Origin of the sequence: Roseivirga sp. UBA838, assembly GCF_002296035.1 — a bacterium.
GTDB lineage: Bacteria > Bacteroidota > Bacteroidia > Cytophagales > Cyclobacteriaceae > Roseivirga > Roseivirga thermotolerans.
Genome location: NZ_DBHC01000053.1, coordinates 88,690 through 110,218, shown reverse-complemented (window position 1 = coordinate 110,218; position 21,529 = coordinate 88,690). Strand labels below are relative to the sequence as shown.

The following is a 21,529-nucleotide window of genomic DNA, read 5'->3' as shown; positions in this document are numbered from 1 at the left end:
TCTGGTTTTTGATTCCTATCTTCCCACTATAAGCAGTCGGTCCTCACATTAATGCTTACTCGCTCCTTAGTCCTTCCGTAGGGCTGGTGGTCATAACTTTACGAACCTGGGAAGAGATAGTCAGTGCAACCATTAGAATTACTACAGCCAGAGCCAGAGAAAAGGGTAACCAGGTGATGGGTACGTGAACAGCATATACAGAATCGAAAAGCATGGTTAACAAGTAGTAGCTAATGGGAATGCCTAAAATCAGGGCAATTATCAGAAACACAGCAAACTGCTTGTTTATCACATAGACAAGGTTTTTGAGGCGTGCTCCCAGGGCTTTTCTAATACTGAATTCTCTTACTCTACTGGCAACATTGAGAGAAACCAGCCCATAGAGGCCCAGGCAGGAGAGCAGTATACAGATAGTGGCCACATACTGCATCAGGCGGCTATGCCCTTCAATATTTCTAAAATACCAGTCGAGTGAACTGGCCTGGTAATATCCGTCAAAGGGCTTGTCCGGAAAAAGTTTGGCCCAGGTTTTTTCCAGGTCTTCATAAGCACTGGTCAGGGAACCTTCATTCACCTTCATGGAAAAATAACGATACTGTTCTTCTTTGGCCAGCATAATAATCATTGGCTTTATGGGGTCATAAAAAGACCATTGATGAAAATCTTCAACTACTCCGGCCACCCGATAGGTAAGGCTATCTATTCTAAAGCTTTCACCCAAAGCCTTTTCCGGATTTAGCAAGCGCGCCATTTTCTGGTTCACCAATACATTCTGATAGTCGTTTTCGCGTTGAGCATCAAAGTTTCTTCCTTCCAAAAGTTTTAGTCCCAGGGTTTCTAAATAGTTGTGGTCTACGATTAGGCAGGGGATGTCGTACTTTTGATCAATCACCTGGACTATCTTGTTGGAAGTAGATCGGTTGAGGTGCCCCATTGAGGCAGAAACAGACTCTACTCTGGGGTTTTGCTGCAAGGCATTGGTGAGTTGTTTTACTTGTGTGGCATCGCCCACAAAGGCCGAAATTACCCGGCTTTGATCATAGCCCCAATCCCGGTCTTTTTGGAATGCTGTGTTTTGGGTAAAGAGTATTCCACCCACCACGGCAATCAGGGCAAGAATGTATTGAAAGGTGAGGAAGATTTTGGTGAGTATATTTTTGCCACCAAACTTAAGGCTACCCCTGAAAATATTTACTGCGTTGAACCGCGAAATATAAAGGGCCGGATAGGCACCGGAGAGCAAACCTGTGCTCACCACCAGTACCAGCAGAAATATCCAAAGTTCGGGTTGGTTGGTGTGAAAATCGAGTCCCACATCGAACAGGCGATCGAACCCCGGAATGAGCAAGGTAATGGCCAAAATGAACCCAAAGACCAGAGCCAATAGTGTGAGTACTATGTTTTCTACCAAAAACTGAAAAACCAATGCCTTGCGTGTGCCACCCATTACCTTTCTAACCCCAATTTCTTTGAGCCTTTTTGTTGCGGAAACAATGGCAATGTTTATGTAATTGAATACAGCCAAAACCAAAACAAAGGCACCAATTACCGATAAGACTATTCGAGCTACTGAATCACCCTCACCGGTCATCACACTGCTCATGTCTTCTGCCTGAACAAACAAGTCGGTCCATGGAACAAAAGAGAACGCAGTGGCGGGCCAGTCTTTTTGCACGGCATTCTGAGTTTTAATATGCTGTTGAACCGAACGCTCTACCTGCGCCACGGACTGAGGGTCGCTTGTTCTTATGTATACAGCATCGAGAAATCGGCTCCAATCGCTTAGGCTGTAGTCTGGGTCTATTACTTCCAGCTGGCCAAAGTTGACCAATACTTCAAAATTCAGGCTGCTTCTTCTGGGAAACTCCTGAGCTACGCCTGCTACTTCAAATGAAAACTTTCTTCCTTCAAAGTCAAAAGTCATCGACTTACCCAAGGCATTTTCTTCGCCAAAATATTTAACAGCAGCGTTATGGCTGAGAATGATTTGATTAGGTGTTTCTAAAGCTTCTTTTTGGCCGTAAGCCAGAGGAAAAGTGAACAATTCCAGAAATTCCGGGTCTACAAATGAGAAAGATTGGTTGAATACGTTTGGCCCCGATTTAAGTATGCCACTTCTTCTTTCAACACGAACCACCTGACTAATTTGAGGGAAATCGTTTTGAAGAATGGCTGCATAAGGAGCCGGAACAATACCGTGATGCCCTACCTCTCCATTTCGGTTGAGATAGGAAGTAGCCAGGTATATTTCTTTTTTATTTTCATGAAACTGATCGATACTAAGATCCAGGTCTATGAAAGCATAGACCATGATGGCTACTCCGAGAGCTGTAGCCAGACCAAAAATATTGATGAATGAAGAAAGCGGGCTACGCTGTATAGCACGAAGTGTTGTTTTGAGATATGACCTGATCATGGAGCCTGAGTTTTTGATGGTATGAACGACAGATGCAACCATGCGCTTTAGGGTTGCACACTAGCCATCAGGCAACTGATCTACTATTTTGGTTACTCAACGGCTTTTAACGGCAATTGAACGTAAGCCGGGCAGCGTGCCAAAGCTATTGAGTACTTTTAGTCCAATAGGCTTTGCTGGAATTTTAATCATCGATATCTTTTATGAAATGTTCGAAATACCAACATTTCTTAATTTAAAAAATGATTAACTAGCGCACTTTTTAAGAAAATTTGAAAAGAACAGAAGACGATAAGATCAATGTCCTTCTTATTTCGGAAGGAACCTATCCGTTTTACGGAGGAGGTATTTCTACATGGAGTCACATGTTGTGCGATAGGGTTTCTAACGTCCACTTTAATTTATACTCCATCAATGCCGGCTACATACCTAAGCCCATTTTTGAGCTAAGTCCTTCAGTAAAAGAGGTAATACAGGTACCTCTTTGGGCTCCCGATGAGCCGCAGGATTATGTGAGCTATAAGCGAGACTACTATAAGGTAGTGAGCAAAAAAGAAGAGACCACCAGCGAAGTAGTGCAAGAGCGGTTTATTCCCATTTTTGAGAAGTTCTTGCAAATGGTGTATGAGGGGTCTACTGACATGAAAGTGTTGGATGTGGTGTTCTATGAATTGTGGCTTTACTTTCAAGACTACGACTACAAACGCACCATGCAAGACCAGGCCGTTTGGGAAGCTTTTAAGTATGAAGCCACGCGCAAGACAGAAGAAGATGGCAGTTATGTGGCCTCTTTGTTCGATATTACCGTTGGGCTGCGTTGGCTCTATCGTTTTCTCATTCCGTTTTCTATTCCTATCAAGAAAATGGATTTGTGCCATATTACACTCTCGGGTTTTCCGCTCATTCCTGCACTGGTATTAAAATATAGATACGGTACACCGTTGATGATTACCGAACATGGGGTATACGTAAGGGAAAGATTGCTTTACATTAACCGGTCAGACTACAGTTACTTCATTAAGGATTTTCTGATCAGGCTTACAGAAACCATAACAAGGCTCTCCTACTATAAGGCCGATAAAATTCTATCGGTAAACAAGTTTAACATTACCTGGGAGCTCATGTATGGCGCCAGCGAAGATAAAATTGAAATTACTTACAACGGGGTAGACCATGAGAAATTTGCTCCCCGCCAAAAACCTGAGCACTTAAGGGGGATACCTACCGTGGTGGCTGCCGCACGAATTTTTGAATTGAAGGATGTGCTCACCATGATTCGCTCATGCGATGTGGTTCGGAAGAAGATACCCAATGTGAGATACCTGGTGTATGGCGATAAGAATGCGGTGCCGGAATATACCGAGCAATGCGAAAACCTAATTAAGCAATTAAAGCTGGAGAACAACTTCTTCTTAATGGGGTATCATAGTGAGCCCCACCTCATATTTAGTGAGGGAGATATATCCATTCTCACCTCTATTTCAGAAGGATTTCCTTTCACGGTAATTGAATCTATGAGCTGTGGGGTGCCGGTGGTGGCAACCGATGTGGGTGGAGTAGCCGAAGCAATAGATGAGGGTTCGGGCTTTGTGTGTAAACCCAGGGACCCTGAAGCCATTGGTAAAAGGGTAATTCAGTTATTGGAAGATGAAGAACTTAGAAAGACCATGAGTGTACACGCCCGAAAGCGGGTTATGGAAAACTTTACGCTCGATATTTTTATAGAATCTTATGAGCGTATTTATGAGGAGGTTTACCAGAAACAACAACCAAAGAAGCAGAAGATAAAGAAGGAGTTGAGCTTATGACACATACGCAGAAAATAGAGCAATTGGGATATGATGTTTATGATAAACTGGGCAAGCCGGTCAATGTGAATGTGGTGCGTGCCATGCTAGAATCTATGAGCATTAGAGCCATAGATGCTAAGCAAGACTATGGCATAGACGACCTTCAGGAATTGGCTCAACTGGTTTATGATCAGATAACCAATCCTCGTTTTCTGGAAGAAAACCCTAGCCAGCTGCCTGTAAATGAACAGTTCAGAGCAGACTTTACCTCTGCGACAGACTACCTGAAAATAAAAACCAGGTACTTCTTTTATTACTATCCGCTCGGTTTGTTTCATGGTGTTCCTGTGTTTTTGCAAATAGCTACCATCATCGTATTCGGGTATTCTATGTGGACCTACGTAGGTTTTAACCAGTTGCAATCTACGGCTGTGGTGTTGGGAGTAATTTTCGGACTGATCGGCACAGGAGGTTTTGTGCAGGTAATAGGTAGGCAGGTTTCTCACTATTGGTTTAGCAAAGACTTTCATATGGCGCGAAAGAGCACCATTATGGTTATTCGCGATGGGTTACTTTTTATGGGGGTGCTCTGCGTTTTGGCATTGGTGCTTAATTTCTTTGCCAATTTTTATCCGTATAAATTTTTGTGGTTGGTGTATGCCTATGCCTACTCCATTGGGTTGTTGTTATTGCTTTCGGCAGTGTTTCACCCCCTCAAAGAGCGGTGGTTCATTACGGTGGCATTTATTTTGGCAGCAGGGCTTTCTTTGGTACTACACCTGTACACCAGCCTGGAAACCTATTATACGCATTGGATAGGCATCTGGACGGCCATAGCCCTTATGGTACTTTACCTCAACTGGTTTTTTAAACGAAAAGTGAGTAGAACCAAAGTGTTCAACCGGGCCACCAGCAAAACGGCTGTAATGGTTTACCGCAACTATCGCTACTTCTTTTACGGGTTTGTTTTCTTCATTTTCATTTTTACCGATCGTTTTTTGGCGTGGTCCACATCAGACGATGGAGCTTTGCCATACATTCTCTACTATGAAAAAGATTATGAAATAGGCATGGACATAGCCATTCTCATTTTCTTTCTTTTGGTGGGGGTGCTGGAGTTTGGTATTGCTTCGTTTAGCACAATCAGCGACCTGCTACAGAAACAGATTCCTTATAATCAGGCCAAGGTGTTTAACAGACGATCGCTCAAAATGTACTGGGAACATGTGCTCATATTGCTCATTGTTGGAGCGGTTATGACCTTTTTGCTTTACCTCATTATCTGGGAAAGGCTGGGCTATCAGCGGGCGTTCGATCAGGTATTGAATACGGTGAGTATTAAAGTAAGTATTATTGGAGGGCTGGGCTATATTCTTGTGGCTTGGGGTATGCTCAATTCACTTTATTTATTTACGCTCAACAAACCAACACAGCCGCTCAATGCGCTGCTTTTAGGGTTGTTGGTCAATGTATTGGTGGGGCTGGCGGCAAGCCGTCTTATCTCTTATGAATACAGTGTGGTAGGCATGTTTGCCGGTTCGGCCGTATATATGCTCATGACACTGCGAACAACGTTACAATTTTTCCGAAATCTCGACTATTACTACTATGCCGCGTATTAAAAAAATGGCCTCATTTCTGGCTCTGTTTTCTTTTACGAGCCTCTTTTGCCAGGAGCCACCAAAAGCTTCAGTATTGGTGTGCTATGGCGATATCAATGCCGATAGAATCAGAAATTTTAAATATGTAATTCTGGAGTCGGAACAATACAACCCCTTCGATATACGCCTAATGAAAGAAACCAACGAGCTGGTGTTGGGTTACATTAGTGTGGGAGAGGTGAGCACGGCCCGATATTATTTTCCGGAGCTAAAAGACCGAACCCTGGGCAAAAATAGTTTATGGGACAGCTATTATCTGGATTTGGCCGATCCGGTGACCCAAAATGCGCTTATGGGCCTGGTCGACCGGATAAAGCAAAAGGGTTTTGATGGCCTTTTTCTGGATACGGTTGATGCTTATGGCCCCTGGGGGCCACATCCGGAGAAAGTAGGGGCTTATGTAGAGTTCATTAGTCGTGTCAAGGAGAAATACCCCGATTTTCATTTAATGCAAAACTCAGGGGTTTCCATCACCCCCCGAACCAAAGACTTTATTAACTCGGTTGCTCTGGAATCGGTAATTACCGACTATAACTTTGAAAAATCGGATTATCGTATGCGCAGGCTAAGCGAATACAATGAGCGTGTGGCCGGGCTTAAGAATGTAGAAGAAAAATATAACCTGCCCATTGTGCTTATTGAATATGCCAATACAAAGAGCATGTTCAATCGGGTGAGAAACCAGGCCACGGCATTGGGTTGGGATTATTTTATTGGAAACATAGGTTTAGAAGAATTGCCAAGGTTTAAATGAACATACCCTACATAGATACCATCTTTCTCGGCATAGTCAGGCTGCTGCTGTGGGTGTTCTTCCTGTATTTGCTCAAACGCTTGTTCATTAAAGACAAGCCATCGCAAAACCAGGTGAAGACCATGGGTAACTATTGGGCAGTTTTCGGAAGTGTGGTTTTGGTGCTTATCTATGTGCTTGTGCAGGTAAACAGCTACGACCTGCTGACCATCATTGCCTTTATGATTTTCTTCTTTGGCTTTCGGCTGATTGGCGTAAAACAACTCAAGCTGAAAAATAACCTTTGGCTTAGGAGGCGAAAGGCCATACTTATCAATGTAATTGAGAACATTGAAGATAAGGAGCCGATTATTGATGTACGAAAGGCCAAAGCCAATAAACGCTTTTCGGTAAAAGCAGGCTTTTATTTTGCCACACTGGCTTGCTTTACGGCCATGATGGTTCGCTTCTACCTGATGCAGTTTGATAACTATCAGCTTTCGGCCGCCTGGTTTCAGGAGCTCAAAATTCTGGACGGACTCAGTGATCAGCGTTGGTTCAACAACGAGATGGTTATGACAGGCCAGTATGCTTTAATGAGCTTCTATGGCCTTATTACCGGTATAAGTGCCGAAATGGCTCTTGAGTCCTTTGGTCTTTTCCAAATATTCATTTTATGCTTCGTTATTTTTTGGTTTATCGATGCCATGACCAACAGCTTGGTTACCATTCCGCTTTTAGGTACCCTGGCTTTTGCTCTATTCTTTAACCTGGTACCCATCAACCTCACACAAATAACCCACAGCAAGTCCACCTTTATGGCCATGACTTTCTTTTTGCCGGCCTTAATATTTATTCGGAAGCCCTGGGTGCTTTATAAGAATAAACGAAGTAATTATTTCTGGCAAATGCTGGTTATTTTCTGTGCCATTGCGCTTATAGACCTGTTTACATTACTTATTCTTTTGCCTCCCTACTTCATGGTGGTAATACCATTTATTCGAAGAGGATACTGGAAATTCTTTATGCAATCTTTTTGGGCTTATTTGGGAGCCTACGTCTTCATACTAGGCTCTTTTGCCCTTTCGGCTTATAATAATGATACAGATTTCTTTCTTTTTCTTCGATCCAATCTTCTTTCAGTTAGTTCTACCACCACTACCGGCAACATGATACTGTCTTACGATACCCTCATCTGGATATTCCAGGGCATATCCTTAGTGGGGGGTGTGGTCATGTTCTTTCTCTATCGCGACCATGAACGCAAGTGGGCCAGCCCGCTCGCCTTCATTATTTATGTAAATGTAATGATACTCTACAGCACCATGGGCTTTGAGTATTTCGATAGAGACCTGTTCAATGAAATATTGCCGGTGTTAGTAGCATGCGCGCTCAGCCTTGTTTTCTACATCATTTACTACTATTTCAACACTCGTTTAACTCGTGTAGAAATCCCCGACAAGGTTTCGGTGCCACTGATTTTTGCCTTGTTTTTAGTAACAGCCTATTACAGCCAGCCTGAGCTGGTGAACCGTACCTCTAAAACCAACTCACTGAGTAAAACCATACTAGAGGCCTATCAGAATATTAAGGCCAGTTTTATACCTTACGGGTATGCCGTGGTAAATGCAAGCAATATGCTGCCCATGAGTAGAGACTCTCATATATTCATAGGCTACGATGATTTTCTCAATGCTTACCCCGAGCGAGACTCTGTTTATTTTGAGTACAAAGACGACAAGGAATTTCTGCGGCTCAACACAGAGTACATTTTGCCGAATAGCGTGCTCGTTTTTATTTATCATAATGTATCGGATGAGTTTAGGCGTAAGGTGCGCATTGAAGAGGAGGTACAAGACGATGTAGTGCGATTGGTCAATGACCTAAGATTACGAGGAAGACCTATACGTCTCTTCTATGAAAAGGATAATTTAAGGGTCTATGAAATTGTGAATAAACCCAAAGAAGCAAGAATTAAAGAGTTGTTGTGAGTAAGAAGGCTTTCACCGGTTGTGTAGTTAAATGGCTTTTACTAGTACTTGTAGTGCTTGTTCAGGCTTGTTCTGACGATGAAAAGAACGAGCCCAGAAAGAAAGTACAGGTAGTGGATAATCAGCCCATTGTGCTGTACCTGATTGACTCTACCCATGAGATGAGCCGGCCCTATGCCAAAGAACTGGCCAAAGTTTTCGATTACAATAAAATACCCTACGCCACTCAGGAGCTACCTGATTATGCAGACGACCCCTACATAGATCCTTCCGTTAGGGTGGTTTATATAAATACCACTCAAAACCTGGATGATCTGGGCAGAGAAATATTGGTGGAGTTTGTGGCCATGGGGGGAACATTGGTGTTTCCAAGCCTCAATGAAGACCCCAATGGTGGTTTCCTTTCGGGTATAGATGTGGGAGCCGACTTTATGTATGATCTGGAGTCGCAAGGGATTCACTTTGTAAAGAACATGGTGCCCGGTATGGAAGGAAAGTCTATTTATCCTCAGAAGAAAAATATTGGGCTCAAGCGCGAAAGTTTTAAAGACTCCATCAATGTGCTAGCCACTGCCGCTACGGATCCTACCCAGCCGCTCATTTTTGAACATTATATAGGTGCCGGCAAAGTGGTGCATTTCAATACCAATATGGTTTTTGAAAAGCCCGACAGGGGTCTGCTCTTTGCTCCGGCACTAAAAGGCCTGCAGGGAGTGCCATATCCTATTGTGAGTGTAGGAGCTATTTTCATAGACGATTTCCCCAGCCCACTCTACGACTATAAGGCCGAGCCAATAGCCAGCGAATTGGATATTACCCAGGCCGAGTATGTAATGGATGTATGGTGGCCCGATATGCTCAAAGTAGCCGAACAGTTCAATATCGATTATTCGGCCTATCCCTGTTTTAACTACGACCGAATAAAACAACCGCCATTTATTTTCAGAGAATGGGATACGCACCGTTCCATACGCGATGGCAAAGAGGTTATTAGTGCTAACTGGATGACCAAACAGGTGATCAAACACAAGTTTGAAATGGCCTTTCATGGCTATAACCACGAGTCGTTGGTAGATACCATTTGGAGAAACCCGGAATATATGGAAGGGGCACTTATTGCGGCCCGGAAAAAATGGAGAGTGAACGGCTTTGGCCCCTTTCCGGTAACCTATGTGCCACCTTCGAACGATATCGATAGCATTGGACTGGTTCACCTGGCCAATGCTATGCCCGAAATTGAGTTTATGTGTTCTATTTACGAGGGCGATTTCTACGAAGGAGGCGAAAGAGAATACGATGTAGACCCTCTTGAGCCGAGACTGTTCGATTTTCCGAGGGTTTCCAGCGGCTATGTGTTTAGCGATTTTAAAACCTACAGTTGGCAATCGCTATACCTTTTTACCGGCATCTGGTCGCATTTCATTCACCCTGATGATATTTACCAACTCCCCGTTGAGAGCAATACCAGTGCAGGAGATTATGCATACAGAAATGCCGAGCGATTGGGGTGGTATACCTCCAGCAACAACCGAAAGGGGATGCTCACACGTTGGGTAGAGTACCTGGAAGAGGTAACGGAGACTCACCCCTCTATGCGCTTTTTAGATGTGGCAACCGGTGCTACCATTACCCGCGATTGGCGCAACAGCAAGTATGAGTATATACCCAATGGAGATACCTATAACGTAAAAAAGGTCAGTGCTAACAAATGGAAGAAGAAGCACTTTTTTTGGAATGTATTCGTAGAAAAGACCAATCAACAACTGCTTCAGGAAGAACTACAACGCAAAGGTCTCAATTACACCAAAACGCCCGTTATGGGAGGATACATGCTTACGGTAGAAACGCCCGAAGCCGCCATTGCCTTTAGCGAAGGACTCCGATTTAAGAATACTCGTCAGTACTCCTTAGATGAAATATTTGCTGACATTAAAGATCAGTTCAAAGGCTACGAAGAAAAAAGAAAAACCATTGTGCAGGAGGTAGACGAAGGGGAGTATGTGGAGGAAATTGAGCTTCCGGTTACCGTAGAAGACTCGGTGCAATATTTCGTGGAAAACGAAAATCTGGATGCCGCCACCAACATCTTGTTGCGTCAGCTCAAGGAGAGTACTCAACCCGATACGGCTATTTTTAGCCAGTATGCACTGTATTTGGCTTATAACGAAAAGCCTCAGGAGGTATGGGGCTTTCTGGAAAATACCTACAAAGAGTCGCCCAAAACAGCTATGGTTTACCTCAATCATTACCTGGCTACAGAAGCCTACCCCAACGAAGAGCTCAACGAACTATGGCTGAGAAGAAAAATTGAGCGCGACCCTACCAATATGGAGCTCATAAAAGAATACATGCAGTATTTCTATACCGACCAATACAAAGAGCAGGTAAAAGAAATGCTGGTAAATGCTCAAGAGGGCAATAGTGCGGAAGAGGCCTATGCTCTTTATGTACGTTATCTGATTGACTGGGAACCCGAAGAGCTCCATAGAGAACTGGTGAACAAAAGCCCCGAGAGATACCCAAAACTCTTGCCCATGGCCACTTCTATAGCCTATGCATTTTCAGACAATGGCATGTTGCAAGATGCCCTTTTGTGGACCGAATACAGCAATGAGATAAGCATGCTTACCCAATTGCAGTGGTGGGCCGACCTGGAAGCCTTTAATAAGATGGAGACGGTATACCTCCGATACATTAAGAACAACCCCAATGATGAAGAGGTGAAGAGCTTTGTGGCCAATACATGGTTTGATATTGGGGAGTTCGAAAGAGCCGGTTTAGTGGCTAAATCCATGAACAACCCGTTGAAAAAAGACAGCTTAAGAGAGCGCATAAACCCCGAAGCACAATACTTTGAGAGTGATGTTCAAAAATTCATGATTCTCAATACGCCCGGTGTATTCTACCCCGATACATTGCAAAACTTACTTATGCGTCTGAGGTATAACGAACATGCTTCAGTAGAATATACGACCGACTTTGTGGAGGATAACTTCAATCAGTCGGTGTGGAACAATATGGTTACCCTCCATATGAAAACACGCAAGCTCAACCAGCACAGCCTTTCGGTTACCTATAGTGATGTTTCAGACCTGGTCATTAATACATTCGATGCCAACAACGTGGCGCATCAATTGTATGGTTTGCGATACCGCTACCAAACCAGAGAGAATACAGATAAGCCCATTTTCTATGCCTTGGCCGGTTTAGAGAAAGACGATTTGTCTAACACCTTCTTTTCACTGGGGGCAGGAATATCACAGGCCAACGAAAAGTCTTTTAAGTCCATTGGCTACACCTTTAGCCCGGTAAAAACGGGTCCGGCCATAAGTAGAGAAATTTATTGGGGCGAACTGGTTGGCTACTATGAAAGAGGTTACAATAAGGCCTGGCAAACCTCTCTGTCGCCCGTGCTTTCTCACTACACTACCGGAGTCTACGAAGGAGCCGTTACAGGACGCCTTTTCTATAATATTAAGCCCCTTAACAAGTCTCGGTTTTCACCATTTGCTGAGGCATTTGGTTCGGTATCTAATGGCATGCAAGAAGGTGGTAACCCCTTCTGGGTAGTAGAGCGAAGGTTCTATGGAGGAGGAGGTTTGGCCTGGAATTACGGTAGAGACCAAACCAGAAAGCCATACATGCGTGTGGAGGCAGGAGCCTTTTACGATACCTATACCGGAAACTTCCTTAGAATTACCGGCAATTTCGCCTTCCCTATAAAGAAATATACTTTCGTTACCGGGCAGTTTGAGTTTTACAACCAGGCCCTCTATTACTCCAATGGCTTTCAGTTAGGTATAAGGCACTTCTTTAGAAGAAGAAAACCATATTACGTGAAGCCAAGGGAATATGACGACTGGTACGATGAGTAATAAAGCCCTTTCCATACTCCTTGGCCCGTTTAAGTGCTAAGACAGAGATAAATCACTCGGTTTTTTTGGTAGCCTCAAACTTTCGGTTGCCTCCTTCAAAAGTTAGTGAAATCACTACACCTTCTTTGTTTCGAGTGAAAGAAATACGGAGCCCCTTCGTGTTCTTCAATTCATATTTGTCTCCGGCCACTTCAACCATTTCTGTTAGAGGCTGAGATTTGTCTGAGGGTTGAGCCATGAGTACATTTTCGTTATTTAAACTCACCGTAATGTCAAAGCCCCGGTCGGTACTGGAGATGTATTGTCCCACATAATCTTTTGCCGCCTTGTCCTGAGCCAAAAGCGTGGAGACTGAAAAAAGAATAAATGCGATAGATAGTGTTCGAATGGAGTTTTTCATAAGACCTTTTGGAACCTTAGATGTGTTTAGCTTCGGCAAGGTTACATACCTGAGACAGACCAGTGCACTATCCGCCAGGCTTACTATTCGCATTTGTTTTAATAAGGCAAAAACAGCAAATAAAGTCCCGTTAGTAAGTTGACGCCAATACAAACCCACCCGATGATTGTTTTTAGCTTTTTGTTGAAAGCTAGCAACAGAACAAACAAGAAGAATGTGAGGCCTCCAATAAAAGGAGGTGCAAAAAGCCACAACAGCCCACCAAGTCCGGAGTTTTCGGGTAGACTGGCACTTGAAGAGAGGGCAAAGGATGTAATGACCGAAAGTAGAATTCCCATTAGAAACTTCTCTGTTTTGTCATCCATAAATTTCTCCGCCTCAGCAGGAGCCTTTCTGTCTTGAATGACCATGGCAATAATCAGTACCACAAAGGAGAGCGCAACGGCTGCTATAAATATCAACATTGTATTACCAAGTTCTAAAAAAGAAATGAGGTAAGGGTGTATGCACAATAAAAACTAATATTCTAGTTATTTATTCAGTGAGGCTTTTTTGCCTATCTTATTAACAGTAATCATCCTCCTAAACGTAGTCCAATGCACATTAAAAAAATAATGAGCTCACTGCTCTTGTTTCTCCTAATTCTGGTTGTTTTTAATGCTTGTCAGAAAAATAAAAAAACTTCGTCTGACTATGACCGGATAGCCGATCAGCAATACAGTCAGGTAATAACCGCCTATACTTCAGGAAAAATATCGAGCCGATCGGTCATTACCCTTCAGTTAGCCGAAGATATATCTCCCGATCGCCAACAAAAACTGGCTCTTTCTTTTACTCCCTCACTCAAAGGAGAACTTCGTTGGATAACCCCTCGGGTAGTTGAGTTCAAACCATCTTCGCCTTTGCCAAACGGTAAGTCGTATGTAGGCAGACTATCACTGGAGGGGCTTGGTTTGGCCAAGGCAGAAGGGTTGAAGCCTTTCGAATTTCAGTTTGCTGTTATTGAGCAGGATTATGATCTAAACATTACCGGTCTGGTGAGCGATGAAGATGAACCCATGAGGCAGCAAATTATTCAAGGAGAGTTTACTACAGCCGATGTGGTTGACACTCTTAACCTGCAAAAGGCAGTAACTTTTGAACAAGAAGGAAATACTTTGCCGGTGCATTGGCAGTTCGACCGGACCATAGGCAAGAAGCACAGCTTCTATGTAACCTCTGTTCAGCGCAAAGAGCAAAGTTCAACGGTGCGATTTAAAGTAGATGGGTCGGTCATTGGAGCGAGGAGAGATCGTGAAGAAAACCTTGAGGTGCCTTCGCTCAATGATTTTTCGGTGATAAGTACACGCATGGAAAAAGGAGAAGACTCGCATATAGTCCTTCACTTTTCAGACCCGCTCAACGAAAGACAAGATCTTACAGGCCTCATAACTCTTGAGGACGACCCAAATCCCAAATTTGTGGTTTCAGGCAATTCAGTAAAGGTTTATCCTTCAACCGACTTGAATGGCGATAAGCTTGTGCAGGTATATGCGGGCATACGCAATCGGCTCGATTTCAAGATGGCCAAAGGGTACCAGCAGGCAGTAAACTTTAGCCAATTAAAACCACAGGTACGGCTAACCCGCCAGGGCTCTATTTTACCGGGAACCCAGGGACTGATTCTTCCTTTCGATGCCGTAAACCTAAGAGCAGTAGAGGTTACCGTCATAAAAATCAATGAGTCAAATGTGTTTCAGTTCTTGCAGGTGAATAATCTGGATGGTGATGAGCAATTGAGAAGAGTGGGTAAACCCATTGTACATCAGGTGATAATGCTCGATGAGTCTGGAGTCACCGACTTTAGTCGATGGAATCGGTTTACACTCGATTTAGCCAAGTACATGACTCCGGAAAAAGGAGGGATCTATCAGGTGCGCCTAAACATCAGAAAAGAATTTTCACTTTACAATTGCGGCCAAACTATAGAAGACCTAAACCTGGAAGGAAAAATACCCGAAGATAACTGGGCGACATACTCGGCCGAAAGAGGAGGAGAGTATGATAGCTACTATACCTACAGTTATGGAATGAATTATGACTGGCGGGAACGTGACAATCCTTGTCACGATACTTATTACGCCTCCAATGCCAGAATGGTGAAAACTAATTTACTGGCATCAGACCTCGGCCTTATGGCCAAGTTGGGAAACGACCGGAAACTTTCTGTGTTTGTTACCGACCTTAAAACCACTCAACCCCTAACTGGTGTAGAACTGAAGGTATACGACTATCAACAAGAATTATTAGAAGTATTGCGTACCGATGAGAAGGGCCGGGCAGCACTCCAAACCCAGCGAAAGCCGTTTTTGTTGGAGGCTGTTCGCGGTTTAGACAAAGGATACCTGAAATTGACTGACGGAACATCTCTTTCAGTGAGCAACTTCGATGTTGGAGGAGCACGGGTAGAAAGAGGGATTCAAGGATTTCTTTATGGCGAACGAGGCGTTTGGCGGCCCGGGGACCCCATTTACCTCAACTTTATTCTAGAAGATAAGACCCATCAACTTCCTGAAGACCATCCGGTAGTGCTTGAGTTTATAGATCCCTCCGGACAGGTAAAAGACCGAAAGGTTAGCAATCGTTCAGTAAATGGCTTTTATCACTTTCCGTTACAAACCAATGAAGATGACCCAACAGGCAATTGGCTGGCCAGGGTTCAGGTGGGTGGCTCCACTTTTACCAAGCGGGTTAAAGTAGAAACCATTAAACCTAACCGACTGAAAATCAAATTCGATCTGGGCAAAGAAAAATTAACAGTGACAGACAGGCAGGTGAACGCCCGCCTGCATGTTAATTGGCTTACGGGAGCTACCGCCAAAAACCTAAAAGCCGAATTCGACCTTTTTCTTAACCCTGTGGCTACCGTATTTGAAAAATATCCAAACTATATGTTCGATGACCAGGCCAGAGAATACTACCCCGAAACGCAGCGTATTTTTGAAGGCCTTATTGACACAGAAGGTAAAGCACAGGTGCCCATTGGCTTGGTTAGCCAGCCCAATGCTCCAGGCATGCTCATGGCTACTTTTAGTGGTAAAGTCTATGAGCCGGGTGGAGATTTCAGTATCGATCAGTTTTCTGTTCCATACTATCCCTACACGCACTTTGTAGGAATAAAAAAGCCGGAAGGTGACTATAGAGGCAGGTTGGTTACTCAGAGAGACCACACGCTGGAAATAGTCTCAGTAGATGCGGATGGTCGGCCCGTAGACCGTTCGGAGCTCATTTTTGAGGTCTTTCGCTTACAATGGCGCTGGTGGTGGGATCGCTCGGGCGATAATCTGGCTTACTATGTAAGTCGCAACGAAGATAATCCATACAAGCGCCAATTGGTAAGTACCAAAAATGGGAAGGCTCAGGTTCATTTAAATATACCGAACGATGAGTGGGGCAGATACTACATTAGAGTGAGAGACCCGAAATCGGGTCACTCGGCCGGTTCGGTCACTTACTTCGATTGGCCGGGGTGGGCCGATAGTAATCAGCGACCTGGAGGGGCTTCGCTACTCAATTTCTCTACCGATAAACAAGAGTATAAAGTTGGGGAAAAGGTGACGGTCCGAATTCCGGCTAGTAATACAGGCCGGGCTTTAGTGAGCATAGAAAACGGCAGTCGTGTAATAGATGCCCATTGGCTTGAAACCAAAAGCGGAGCCAATGAATTCAGCTTTGAGGTAACCCCGGATATGGCTCCAAATGTATACGTCAATGCCACACTATTGCAGCCGCATGCGCAGACTCAAAACGATTTACCCATGCGTTTATACGGTATAGTTCCCATTCAGGTAACCAACGAACAAACGGTGCTGAATCCGCAGATCACTTTGCCCGATGTACTCAAACCTGAGGAGTCTTTTGGGGTAAATGTGAAAGAAGCAAACGGAAAGCCCATGACATATACCATTGCGGTGGTAGACGAGGGATTGCTCGATATTACGCGCTTTCAAACCCCAAACCCCTGGCATACCTTCTATGCGCGTCAGGCTCTGGGTGTAAAGAGCTGGGACGTTTATGATCACGTAATTGGGGCCTACAGTGGAGACCTTTCTCGTCTGTTAGCCCTTGGAGGCGATGGTTCCGGAATGAGGCCGGAAAACTCCAAAGCCAATCGCTTTAAACCTGTGGTTAAACACCTGGGCCCCTTTCGGTTGGAAAAAGGAAAAACAGCTACCCACCGCATAGACATGCCCAACTATGTGGGTTCTGTGCGTACCATGGTTGTGGCAGGAGGCAACGGGGCCTATGGCCACACAGAAGAGGCCACGCCTGTACGCAAGCCACTCATGGTGTTAGGTACCTTGCCCCGTGTTTTGGGGCCGGGCGAACAATTGCAACTTCCAGTGAGTGTCTTTGCTCTGGAAGATTTTGTGAAGCAGGCAGAGGTTGAGCTAAAAGTGAGTGGCCCACTGCTGCTCAAAGAAGGAGCCAGCAAAACAGTTAGGTTTTCCGGCCTGGGCGATGAGTTAGTCAATTTTGCCCTTGAGGTAAAGCCGGAACTTGGAATTGGCAGAATAGAAATACTTGCAAAGTCGGGTAAAGAAACGGCCAGACATTCAATAGAAATTCAGGTGCGTAATCCTAACCCCATGAGCACTAATCTCTATCAGGCGGCATTGCAACCCGGAGAGAGCTGGGAGCAGAGTTTTACAGCCATTGGCATGCAAGGTACGAACAGTACAACACTTGAGCTTTCTGTTATTCCGCCTATAAACCTGGAGAAAAGACTGGGATATTTGATTAGCTATCCCCATGGGTGTATAGAACAAACCACTTCAGCGGTGTTTCCTCAACTCTTTTTAAACGATGTGATGGAGCTGGAACCGCATAGGCAAAATGAAGTTCGAAAAAATGTGATCGATGCTATTGAGAAAATAGGCCGTTTTCAGACAGCCGATGGAGGCTTTGCCTATTGGCCGGGCAACAGCGATAACAATGATTGGGGAACCAATTATGCCGGACACTTTTTACTGGAAGCCAAAGACAAAGGATATAGCATTCCTTCGGCTCTGCTTACCAACTGGAAGGCCTATCAAAGTCAGCAAGCCAGGCGTTGGAGTCGCTACGGAAGATATAATGACGATGCTGTACAAGCCTATAGGCTTTATACCCTTGCTAAAGCTCAGGCACCGGAGCTTGGAGCCATGAACAGATTGAGAGAAGATGAAGGGCTGAGCCTGGAAGCCAAATGGAGATTGGCGGCTGCTTATGCCCTGGCCGGTAAGCCACAAGTAGCCCAAGAAATGGTGAGCAAGTTGCCAAAAGTTGCTTCCAAACGCTCTGCCTATTACTTCTATGGTTCGCTACTACGCGATAATGCAATGATTCTGGAGGCCATGGGACTAATGGGTATGCAGCAGGAGGGTATGGACTTGCTGCGCTCTGTGGCTTCCGAACTGGCCGAAGACCAATGGCTAAGTACTCAAACGACCGCTTTCAGTTTGTTGGCTATTATAAAGTTCGTAGGCATAAATAACAATGCCTTTGGCAGGAGTCTGCAAGCCGAGTATCAGGTCAATTCCGGCAGCAATCAGCGCATTGCTACCAGTAAACCCATCAGGCAAATTGTTCTTTCGGCCAATGAGCAGAGTGGAAGGTTGAAGCTTAGTAATACCGGAGAATCTATGCTGTTTGTCCACCTCATACAGCAAGGACAGCCGCTTGTGGGAGAAGAAAAAGATGGTAGCTCGGGCCTTCGCTTAGAAGTAAATTATTTCGACCGAGGAAATAACCCCATTGATCCGTCTCAAATGGAACAGGGAACGGATTTTTATGCTGAAGTAAAAGTATCTAATCCGGGCAGCCGTGGCATATACAGAGATATTGCCTTAAGCCAGGTGTTCCCATCCGGTTGGGAAATACTCAACGATAGACTGAACGAAATACCCGGAACTTCTCAGGGAGGAAACTTCACCTACCGAGACATACGAGACGACCGGGTGTATACTTACTTCGACCTAAGGCCCAATGAATCAAAAACCTTTAGGGTAAACCTAAATGCCACTTATACCGGTAAGTTTTACCTGCCGTCTGTCAATGCAGAGGCCATGTATGATCATACCATTTATGGGAGAAAGGCCGGACGATGGGTAGAAGTAAAGCGGGTGAATTAACCGTCAGGCACTGAACATATTCGGCAGTTGAAAACCAGATTAACATTGAAAAGGCTTAGGAAGCATAAGAAGTTACTGTTTGTAGTAGGTCTTCTTTTAGGAATGATCTACTACTTCTCTTTGCCCGAGCAACTGTTTGACGACCCCTATGCCACTGTTGTAAACGACAGAAATGGAGCCTTACTTTCTGCCAGAATTGCTCATGATGGGCAGTGGCGCTTTCCTCCGCTGGATTCACTGCCTCAGAAGTACATTACTGCACTCCTTACCTTCGAAGATCAGCGGTTTTACCAACACCCTGGCGTAGACTTGCTAGCCATGGGGCGGGCCATTCAACAAAATATTACTTCCGGCCGGGTGGTAAGTGGAGGCAGCACCCTCACCATGCAAATTGTGAGGCTACACCGTAAAGTGAAAAAACGAACCGTATGGGAGAAGATGCTGGAAATGATATTGGCCACACGGTTAGAGTTGCGCTACAGCAAGCATGAACTTTTAAAACTCTATGCTGCACATGCGCCATTTGGGGGCAATACAGTAGGGTTAAATGCGGCAGCCTGGCGTTATTTTGAACGCAGCCCCCAAACCCTTTCATGGGCAGAGGCGGCTTTGCTTGCGGTGTTGCCCAATCAACCTGCCATGCTTTACCCCGGCAAAAGTATCAGACCGCTCAGGGCCAAGCGAGATCGATTGCTTGCACGATTACACCAATTAGGTCACCTATCGGCTACCGATCTTTCGCTTGCTTTGGCCGAACCTGTGCCGGAAAAGCCGGAAGAGCTTCCACAATGGTCGGCCCATTTTACAGACTTTTTGGTAAAGCGGGGGTACTCGGGCAGGCAGATAAAGTCAGGTATAGATATGCATGTGCAAAAGAGTGTGGTGGGTGTACTCAAGGCGCATCACCAATTGCTAAAAACCGATGGCATAAACAATGCGGCTGCTTTGGTACTCGATGTTCGCCAAAATAAGGTATTGGCCTATGCCGGTAATGTGGAAGGTGCAGGTAGGGAGCATCAGGAGTTTGTAGATGTAATTCAGGCCCCTCGAAGTACAGGGAGTTTGTTAAAACCATTGCTCTACGCCAGTTTACTAAGTGAAGGGCAAATTCTTCCTAAAACCCTGGTGCCCGATGTCCCCGTATTTTATGGTGACTTTGCTCCCCAGAACTTCACCAAAACCTACGATGGTGCTGTTCATGCAGATATGGCCATCGCACGATCCCTCAATGTGCCGGCAGTAGAAATGCTTAAAACATACGGTTATCCCAAATTTTATCAGAAACTGAAGGATTTGGGCATGACCACACTCACTCAGCCGGCAGGGCACTACGGTCTCTCACTTATTCTTGGCGGCTCGGAAGGCACACTTTGGGACTTAGCAAATATTTATGCCGGCATGGCCCGAACGCTAAGCCATTTCAACACTCTTGGCTATGCCTCCAATCATCAGGCCTTTGCAGGCTTAGAAGCTTCACCAACTGGTAATGACAGAGCAACTTCAGGCTCAGACAAAATAAGAACAGAAAGCCCTCATCTATCGGCCGCCTCCATTTGGTTCACCTTTCAGGCCATGTTAGAAGTTTACAGGCCGGCAGAAGATGCAGCATGGAAAATGTATTCCAGTTCTCACAAAATTGCCTGGAAAACGGGAACCAGCTTTGGGTATCGCGATGGGTGGGCCATTGGCATTACCCCTGAATATGTAGTGGCCGTGTGGGTGGGTAATGCCGATGGCGAAGGCCGACCCGGGCTTACGGGCATTAAAGCTGCTGCTCCTATTATGTTCGATATTTTCGATAGACTGCCCGAAACCACCTGGTTTCGAATGCCAGTGGCCGAGATGACTCTCGCAGCCATAGACCGGCAAAGCGGACATCTGGCTTCACCATATTCGGCTCAGGTAGATACGGTGTGGATTCCAAAGGTAGGTTTGCGCACCTCCGCTTCGCCATACAATCGGCTCGTTCATCTCAACAAGGCACAGAGCCACCAGGTAAATGCGGGTTGTGTTCCTACCGACCAGTTAATTACAAAACCCTGGTTTGTTTTGCCTCCCAAACAGGCCTTTTATTTCAAAATGAAGAATCCTACCTATGCCGATTTGCCTTCTTTTTGGCCCGGTTGCGGCACAAACCTGACTGCACTAAAGTCTATGGAAATGATATATCCTGAGCAAAATGCATCGCTCTATTTGCCGGTTGAACAAGATGGTGAGGTTGGTAAGGTCATATTTGAGGCTACCCATCAAAGTCGGTTGGCCAGAGTACACTGGCACCTCAATGGCACATACTTAGGGTCCACACAGTCGGAGCACGTAATGGCCTTGCAGCCGGAGAACGGCAGACACAGGTTGGTATTGGTCGATGATTCTGGCAACGAGATTATAAGAACTTTTGAAGTGCTAAGAAAAGGAGAGTAGGATTGAGAACCTCTCTTTTAATGCTGTAACCTCGTATATCATTACATTCTAATTAGGGGTACTTCTTTAGATTACAAAGAAGTTAACAGA

General features: G+C 44.9%; 10 protein-coding genes. 7 read left to right on the top strand and 3 right to left on the bottom strand.

The features are described from left to right. Nucleotides 1-55: 55 nt before the first annotated feature. Nucleotides 56-2,416: an ABC transporter permease gene (locus B3O12_RS18750; RefSeq protein ID WP_286757400.1), complete on the bottom strand. Its 2,361-nt coding sequence runs from the start codon at nucleotides 2,414-2,416 to the stop codon at nucleotides 56-58. 272 nt (nucleotides 2,417-2,688) lie between these two features. On the opposite strand from B3O12_RS18750, the gene pelF reads away from it, so the two are divergent. Genes pelF through B3O12_RS18725 form a run of 5 tightly spaced genes read left to right on the top strand, consistent with a single transcriptional unit; the run spans nucleotide 2,689 to nucleotide 12,466 of the window. Next, entirely contained in the window at nucleotides 2,689-4,224 is a 1,536-nt protein-coding gene (pelF, locus tag B3O12_RS18745) for a GT4 family glycosyltransferase PelF (RefSeq protein ID WP_286746518.1), read from the top strand. Next, complete coding sequence (locus tag B3O12_RS18740; RefSeq protein ID WP_189630435.1) at nucleotides 4,221-5,828, top strand: hypothetical protein; 1,608 nt, start codon at nucleotides 4,221-4,223, stop codon at nucleotides 5,826-5,828. Before pelF ends, B3O12_RS18740 begins: the two co-directional genes overlap by 4 nt. Further along, on the top strand, nucleotides 5,815-6,621 hold the full coding sequence (locus tag B3O12_RS18735; protein ID WP_189630436.1) for an endo alpha-1,4 polygalactosaminidase: 807 nt from the start codon (nucleotides 5,815-5,817) through the stop codon (nucleotides 6,619-6,621). Before B3O12_RS18740 ends, B3O12_RS18735 begins: the two co-directional genes overlap by 14 nt. Then, nucleotides 6,618-8,591 (top strand): hypothetical protein, encoded by a 1,974-nt coding sequence (locus B3O12_RS18730; RefSeq protein WP_189630437.1) that lies wholly within the window; start codon nucleotides 6,618-6,620, stop codon nucleotides 8,589-8,591. The genes B3O12_RS18735 and B3O12_RS18730 overlap by 4 nt, the downstream gene beginning before the upstream one ends. Beyond that, nucleotides 8,588-12,466: a DUF2194 domain-containing protein gene (locus B3O12_RS18725; protein WP_286757399.1), complete on the top strand. Its 3,879-nt coding sequence runs from the start codon at nucleotides 8,588-8,590 to the stop codon at nucleotides 12,464-12,466. Before B3O12_RS18730 ends, B3O12_RS18725 begins: the two co-directional genes overlap by 4 nt. A 52-nt stretch (nucleotides 12,467-12,518) precedes the next feature. Here B3O12_RS18725 and B3O12_RS18720 read toward each other — a convergent pair whose 3' ends face one another. Together B3O12_RS18720 and B3O12_RS18715 are read right to left on the bottom strand one after the other, a co-directional pair. Then, a complete protein-coding gene (locus B3O12_RS18720; protein WP_286757398.1) occupies nucleotides 12,519-12,866 on the bottom strand; it encodes a hypothetical protein in 348 nt (115 codons plus the stop codon). Nucleotides 12,867-12,964: 98 nt separating this feature from the next. Next, on the bottom strand, nucleotides 12,965-13,330 hold the full coding sequence (locus B3O12_RS18715) for a hypothetical protein (protein WP_286757397.1): 366 nt from the start codon (nucleotides 13,328-13,330) through the stop codon (nucleotides 12,965-12,967). Nucleotides 13,331-13,462: 132 nt separating this feature from the next. On the opposite strand from B3O12_RS18715, the gene B3O12_RS18710 reads away from it, so the two are divergent. Together B3O12_RS18710 and pbpC are read left to right on the top strand one after the other, a co-directional pair. Then, nucleotides 13,463-19,018: an alpha-2-macroglobulin family protein gene (locus B3O12_RS18710; protein WP_286757395.1), complete on the top strand. Its 5,556-nt coding sequence runs from the start codon at nucleotides 13,463-13,465 to the stop codon at nucleotides 19,016-19,018. Nucleotides 19,019-19,063: 45 nt separating this feature from the next. Beyond that, nucleotides 19,064-21,439 (top strand): penicillin-binding protein 1C, encoded by a 2,376-nt coding sequence (pbpC, locus tag B3O12_RS18705; protein WP_286757394.1) that lies wholly within the window; start codon nucleotides 19,064-19,066, stop codon nucleotides 21,437-21,439. The last annotated feature ends 90 nt before the right edge of the window (nucleotides 21,440-21,529 follow it).